At 63.5% G+C, this 6,364-nt stretch carries 6 protein-coding genes; 1 reads left to right on the forward strand and 5 read right to left on the reverse strand.

Annotated elements, in window-relative coordinates; genetic code table 11:
• The first annotated feature begins 6 nt into the window (after positions 1–6).
• Positions 7–1,050: a Gfo/Idh/MocA family oxidoreductase gene (locus tag FY112_RS09880; RefSeq protein WP_094087585.1), complete on the forward strand. Its 1,044-nt coding sequence runs from the start codon at positions 7–9 to the stop codon at positions 1,048–1,050.
• A gap of 93 nt (positions 1,051–1,143) precedes the next feature.
• Here FY112_RS09880 and FY112_RS09885 read toward each other — a convergent pair whose 3' ends face one another.
• From FY112_RS09885 to FY112_RS09905, 5 genes are all read right to left on the reverse strand, one after another.
• A complete protein-coding gene (locus FY112_RS09885; protein ID WP_017961691.1) occupies positions 1,144–1,539 on the reverse strand; it encodes a DUF1236 domain-containing protein in 396 nt (131 codons plus the stop codon).
• Between the two features lie 119 nt (positions 1,540–1,658).
• Entirely contained in the window at positions 1,659–2,771 is a 1,113-nt protein-coding gene (locus FY112_RS09890; RefSeq protein ID WP_017961690.1) for an ABC transporter permease, read from the reverse strand.
• 1 nt (position 2,772) lies between these two features.
• Positions 2,773–3,900 carry an ABC transporter permease gene (locus FY112_RS09895; protein ID WP_017961689.1) on the reverse strand — a complete coding sequence of 376 codons (1,128 nt, stop codon included), beginning with the start codon at positions 3,898–3,900 and terminating at the stop codon, positions 2,773–2,775.
• Entirely contained in the window at positions 3,897–5,642 is a 1,746-nt protein-coding gene (locus tag FY112_RS09900; protein ID WP_151518291.1) for an ATP-binding cassette domain-containing protein, read from the reverse strand. The genes FY112_RS09895 and FY112_RS09900 overlap by 4 nt, the downstream gene beginning before the upstream one ends.
• The coding region (locus FY112_RS09905) for an efflux RND transporter periplasmic adaptor subunit (RefSeq protein ID WP_151518292.1) at positions 5,639–6,364 on the reverse strand (726 nt) is incomplete at its 5' end. The genes FY112_RS09900 and FY112_RS09905, both read right to left, overlap by 4 nt.

Below are 6,364 nucleotides of genomic sequence, written 5' to 3' on the forward strand. Positions count from 1 at the left end.
GCATCCATGCGACTACTCGTTCTTGGCACGGGGGTGATGGCGAAAAACCAACTCGCCCGCTTCCCCCTCATCGACGGCGTGACGGTGGTCGGCGCCGTCGACACCGATCCCGAGCGGCTTTCGGCCTTCGCCGACAAGTTCAACATCGAAAAGCGGTTTCTTTCGCTGGAGGAGGCGATCGCCTGGGGTGAATTCGATGCGGCGACAAATGTCACCCCCGACCGCATCCATCACCCGACGACGATGGCGCTGATTGCCGCGGGCAAACATGTCTTCTGCGAAAAGCCGCTGGCGGAGAACTATGCGAAGGCGCTGGAGATGACGGAGGCGGCCGAAAGGGCCGGCGTCATCAACATGGTCAATCTCACCTATCGCAACGTCGCGCCGCTGCAGCGCGCCCGCGAGATGGTGCTCGCCGGCGAGCTCGGCACGATCAGACACGTGGAAGCCTCCTATCTCCAGAGCTGGCTGGTGTCGCGTGCCTGGGGCGACTGGCGCACGGAATCGACCTGGCTGTGGCGGCTTTCCACCGGCCACGGTTCGAACGGCGTGCTCGGCGACGTCGGCATCCATATTCTCGATTTCGCCGCCTATGGCGCGGCGACCGACATCGACCACGTCTTCGCCCGGCTGAAGACCTTCAACAAGGCGCCGGGCGGCCAGATCGGCGAATATCTGCTCGATGCCAATGACAGCTTCACCATGTCTGTCGATTTCGCCAACGGCGCGCTCGGCGTCATCCATGCCAGCCGCTGGGCGACAGGGCATCTGAACGAGTTGAAGCTGCGCATTTATGGCGAGAGGGGCAGTCTCGAGGTCATCCATCGTCCCAGCGGTTCCGAGCTGCATGGCTGCCTCGGTGAGGATGTCGAAACCGCCACCTGGACGAAGATCGAGGTTGAACCGGTGGCGACCAACTACCAGCGTTTTGCCGAGGCCGTGGCAAGCGGCATCCAGCCAGACCCGAACTTCCGCCACGCCGCCAACCTGCAGAAGGTGCTCGACCTTGCGATGGTGACCGAGCGCGAGCGGCGCGAGCTGAAGGTTTGATCCGCCCGATCAAACAGCACGACCGCCGTCCTTTCGGGGCGGCGGTTTTCGCTAGAAGAAAGGGTCCGTGGGAGCCGTACCCTTTCTTCCTGTTTATTCAATCACCTGCACCACGCGGTGGGTGCGGGGTTCGACGATCACACGGCGATCGTTGATGACCGTGTAAGCATATTTCGGATTGTCAGGCACCGGCGTCACGACGACATCCGCCGGAAGCGGCTTGCCGACGACAATCGGTTCCTGGACGACCACAGAAGCGGTCGGGGCCGGCTGCTGCTGGACATAGGTGACGACCTCGCGCGGCGGCGGATCGATCACTGCGCCGGCGACACCGCCGGCCACGCCGCCAACGGCAGCACCCACAGGGCCGCCGACGATTGCGCCGGTGATGGCGCCGCCGGCTGCACCGGTGACGGCTCCGTCAGCGAGCGCATTGGTGGCGAGCGACGACAGCGCAAGGGCGCTGGAGACAAGTAGGATCTTGTACATTTTGCTTCTCCTTTGCTGGGTTGCGCTTGGGTAACGACCGCGCCAATCCGAGGTTCCGGCAGAAGAGAGTCACGCTTTGGAAGGCCGGTTCACATTCTGTGAGGCGGCTGAAGCAGTGGTTATTCCAGCCGGCGGCGGAAGAGCCAGGCGGCGGCGCTGAGCGTAACAGTGGCGATCAGCGCCAGCGGGATTGTCTGGTTCACCACCTCGCTCAGCGGAATATCCTTGAGAAAAACGCCTTTGACGATCACCAGGAAATAGCGCAGCGGATTGATCAGTGTCACCGGCTGCAGCCACCCCGGCATGTTCTCGATCGGCGTCGCAAAGCCTGATAGCAGCATGGCCGGCACCATGAACAGGAAGGCGCCGAGGATCGCCTGCTGCTGCGTCATCGAAAGCGCCGAGATGAACAGGCCGAGGCCGGCGACCGAACCGAGATAGAAGATTGCGCTGCCGTACAGCAGAAAGAGAGAGCCTCGCAGCGGCACATCGAAGAGGAAGACGGCGGCCAGGATATAGACGGTGATATGGAAGAGACCGATCATCATCGGCGGGATCAGCTTGCCGATCAGGATCTCGTGAATGCGCAGCGGCGAGACCATCAGCTGGTCGAAGGTGCCGAGTTCGCGCTCGCGGGCGATCGACAGGGCCGTGACGATCAGGCCGATCAGCAGCGCGATGCTAGCGATCAGGTTCGGCACCATGAACCATTGATAGGTGAGGTTCGGGTTGAACCAGTTGCGCGGCACTGTCGAGACGATGTCGGCGCCGGCACGTTTGCCGGCCGGCGTCTCGGCGGCGAGGGCGGCGCTGATCTGCGAGAGATAGCCCGCGACGATCTGCGAGGCGTTGGAGCGGCGGCCGTCGAGCACCACCTGCAGGTCGGCCGGCGCTCCCGCCTCAATATTGCGCGAAAAGTCCGGGCCGATCTCAACGGCGGCAATGGCCGTCTGGTTGTCGATCGCCACCCGGACCTCCGCCTGGTTTCCTGCAATCTCGATTTTCCGGAAGGTCGGCGAGCCATCGATGCGCTCGATCAATTCCTGGCCCCAATGGCCGCTGTCGCGGTTGAGGATCATCACGTCGACATTGCGAACTTCGAGCGTCGCCGCATAGGAGAAGACGAGAAGCTGGACGATCGGCGGGCCGATCAGAATGGCGCGGCCCTTGGGATCGCGCAGCACGGCGAGCAGTTCCTTGACGATCAGGGCGTAGAGCCTTGTCCAACCCATCTCAGCCGATCCTCTTTCTGGTGCTGCGGGCCGCAAGCACGAACATGATGGCGCCGATCGTCAGCATTACGCCGATCGCTTGGCCGAACATCGGCCAGATGTCGCCGGCCAGAAACACCGTCTGCAGGCTGGGGATCAGGTAGCGCGCCGGCACGATGAAGGTGATCCACTGGATCACGGTCGGCATGGAATTGATCTCGAAGAGGAAACCAGACAGCAGGAAAGCAGGGAGGAAGGCCGAGATCAACGCCAGCTGCGAGGCAAGGAACTGGTTCTTCGTTGCCGTCGAGATCAACAGGCCCTGGCCAAGCGCCGGGATCAGGAAAGCGGCCGACAGCGCATAAAGAGCAGCGATGGAGCCGCGGAACGGCACGCCGAAGAGAAAGACCGCAAGCAGCACGCAGAGCGTCATCGAGGTGAGGCCGAGCAGGAAATAGGGCAGGATCTTGCCGGCGAGCAGTTCGACTGCCGTCACCGGCGTCGCCATCATCGCCTCCATCGTGCCCCGCTCCCATTCGCGGGCAACGACGAGCGAGGTCAGAAGCGTGCCGACCAGCGTCATGACGATGGCGATCGAGCCGGGCACGAGGAAATTGCGGCTGGTCAGTTCGGGATTGAACCAGAAGCGCTGTTCCACCGAAATGGCGGGACTGTGGGAGGCGACATCCGCCTGCCTCTGCCGCTCCCAGTTGGCGACAGTGCCTTGGGCATAATTCTGCACGAAATTCGCCGTGTTCGGTTCGGAGCCATCGACGATCACCTGGATATCCGGCCGGTTGCCGGCGGTGTAGCGCGTGGTGAAATCGGCGGGGATGACGACGATGCCGCGCAGCTTGCCGAGCACGAGATCTTCCTCGAACAGACGCCGGTCGCGGCTGATGGCCACATCGAAATAGCGCGAGGCCTGGAAACTGGCCGACAGATCCTGCGTCAGCGGCGTCATCTCCTCGGTCACGAGGCCGATGCGGGTGCGGGTGGTATCGAGCGAGACGCCGTAGCCGAAAAGAAAAAGCAGAATCAGCGGCAGCACGAAAGCGATGAGGATGCTACTCGGATCGCGGATCGCCTGAAAGCTTTCCTTGCGCACGAGGGCCAAGAGACGCCGCATCCGGCCGGAAGAGGTGCTCATGCTGCATCCTCCTTCTCGGATTGCTGTACCAGGGCGATGAAGGCATCCTCCATTGTCGGGTCGGGCAGCTCCTTGGTCGCGACGCGGGCCTTCAATTCATCGGGCGAGCCGAGCGCGATCGAGCGGCCGCGATAGATCAGCGAGATGCGGTCGCAATATTCGGCCTCGTCCATGAAATGAGTGGTGACGAGCACCGTGACGCCCTTTTCGACCAGGGCGTTGATATGCGTCCAGAATTCGCGCCGGGTGATCGGATCGACGCCGGAGGTCGGTTCGTCGAGGAAGAGGGCGCGCGGCTCGTGCATGACGGCGCAGGCGAGCGCCAGACGCTGCTTCAGGCCAAGCGGCAGGTCCTTGGCCGGCTGGCTGACATGGCGGCCGAAATCGAAGATGCCGGCCATCAGCTCGATGCGCTCGCGCCGGTGTCTTCCGCGAAGGCCATAGACGCCGGAGAAGAATTCGAGGTTCTGCATGACTGTCAGATCGCCGTAGAGCGAGAATTTCTGCGCCATATAGCCAAGCTGGTTGCGGGCCTCGGCGGCATCGCGGCGAAGGTCGAAACCGGCAACGCGGCCTTCTCCGCCGGTCGGCTTCAACAGGCCGCAGAGCATCTTAAAGGTGGTGGATTTGCCGGCGCCGTTCGGGCCGAGCAGGCCGAAGATTTCGCCGCGGCGGATATCGAAGCTGATATTGTCGGCAGCGGTGAAATCGCCGAAGCGCTTGGTCAGCCCCTTGGCCGCGATCACCGGCCGGTCGTCCTCGCCTTTCACCGGCTCTTGCGCCTCGGCCAGCCTCGAACGGCCGCCAGGACCACCACCCAGCATGTCGATAAAGGCATCCTCGAAGCGCGGCGGGGCAGGGGTGAGCGTTGCGCCATCGCCGGCCGAGCCGATATCCGGTTTCTTGTCCCTGGCGGCGACGAGGCGGATCGCTTCGCCCTGGATCACGCCGTCGATGACGCCATCGGCCTGCAGAAGCCCGGCAAGCACCTGCCGGCGGCGCCCTGTCATGCCCGAGACGCGGAAAACCCGGTCGTTGACGCGACCGGTCATGTCATCAGGTTTTCCCGAAAAGAGCAGCTTTCCCTGGTTCAAGAGCAGCACATGGTCGCAGGCTTCAGCCTCGTCGAGGTAGGCAGTCGACCAAAGGACGCCGATGCCTTCCTTCGTCAGGTTCTCGACCATCTTCCAGAGGTCGCGGCGCGAGATCGGGTCGACGCCGACGCCCGGCTCGTCGAGCAGCAGCAGGCGCGGCTTCTTCAGAAGCGCGCAGGCAAGGCCGAGCTTCTGCTTCATGCCGCCGGAGAGCTTTCCGGCGAGCCTGCCGGTGAAACGCTTGAGGTCGGTAAAAGTGAGCAACTCGTCGAAGGCGCTTGCGCGTTCGCTCTTCGGCAGGCCCCGCAGATCGGCATAGAGATCGAGGTTTTCCTGCACCGAAAGGTCCTCATAGAGACCGAAGCGCTGCGGCATGTAGCCGATCGCCGCCTGGATGCCGGCGGGGTTCTTACGCGTGTCGAAGCCGAGAACCTCCATCGTTCCCGTGTCGGGCAGCATCAGGCCCGTCATCAGGCGGATCAGCGTCGTTTTGCCGGCGCCGTCAGGGCCGACGAGACCGGTGATTGCGCCGCCGCCGATCATGCCGGAGACGGCGTCAATGGCGGCTGGCGCATCGCCGAAGCGCTTGGTGACGCCGTCGATCCGGACGAGCGCCTTGTCGTCCTGGCTGGCGTCGGCGGCGGTCATTGTCCACTTGCCGTCAGCGAGGGAAAACGTATCGTGACCGGCATGCCCTGACGCAGATCCGGGCCGGGCTTATCGATGACAACACGCAGGCGATAGACGAGGTCGGTCCTCAGTTCCGGCGTTTCCACCGATTTCGGAGTAAATTCGGCGACCGGCGAGATGAAGCCGATCGTGCCTTCATAGGGTTTGTCGGGCGCCGTATCGGAGGTGACCGCAACCTTCATGCCGGGATGGATGCGGCCGAGATCGGGTTCGGCGACATAGGTGCGCACCCAGACGGGTTCTGTCAGCGATAACACGAAGACGGTGTCTGCCGGCGAGACGATCGCGCCATTCTCTCTGACGCGGGAGAGGATGACGCCGTCGTTCGGCGCGCGCAGTTCGGTATCATCAAGCGAAGTGCGGGCGGAGGCAAGCGTTGCCTGAGCCGCCTTCAACTGGGCGTCGGCGGCGGCGATATCCTCGATACGGGAGCCTTCCAGCAGCAGTTTCAACGCCTCGTTGGCAGAGTCGGAGCGTGCGGCGGCCATGGCCCTTGCAGCAGTCGCCTGATCAAGGCTGGCCTCGGAGATTGTGCCCTGCGGGCGCAACTGGCGGGCTCGGTCATAGGCGAGGTTGGCATTGCGGAGATCGGCAATACTTTCGTCATAAGCGGCGCGCGCCTGGGCGATCTCTGTCGGCCGCGGACCGGCCTTCAGCTTGTCGAGCGTTGCCTGGAGGGC

This window comes from Rhizobium sp. PEPV16 (assembly GCF_008919455.1).
Taxonomy (GTDB): Bacteria; Pseudomonadota; Alphaproteobacteria; order Rhizobiales; family Rhizobiaceae; genus Rhizobium; species Rhizobium leguminosarum_Q.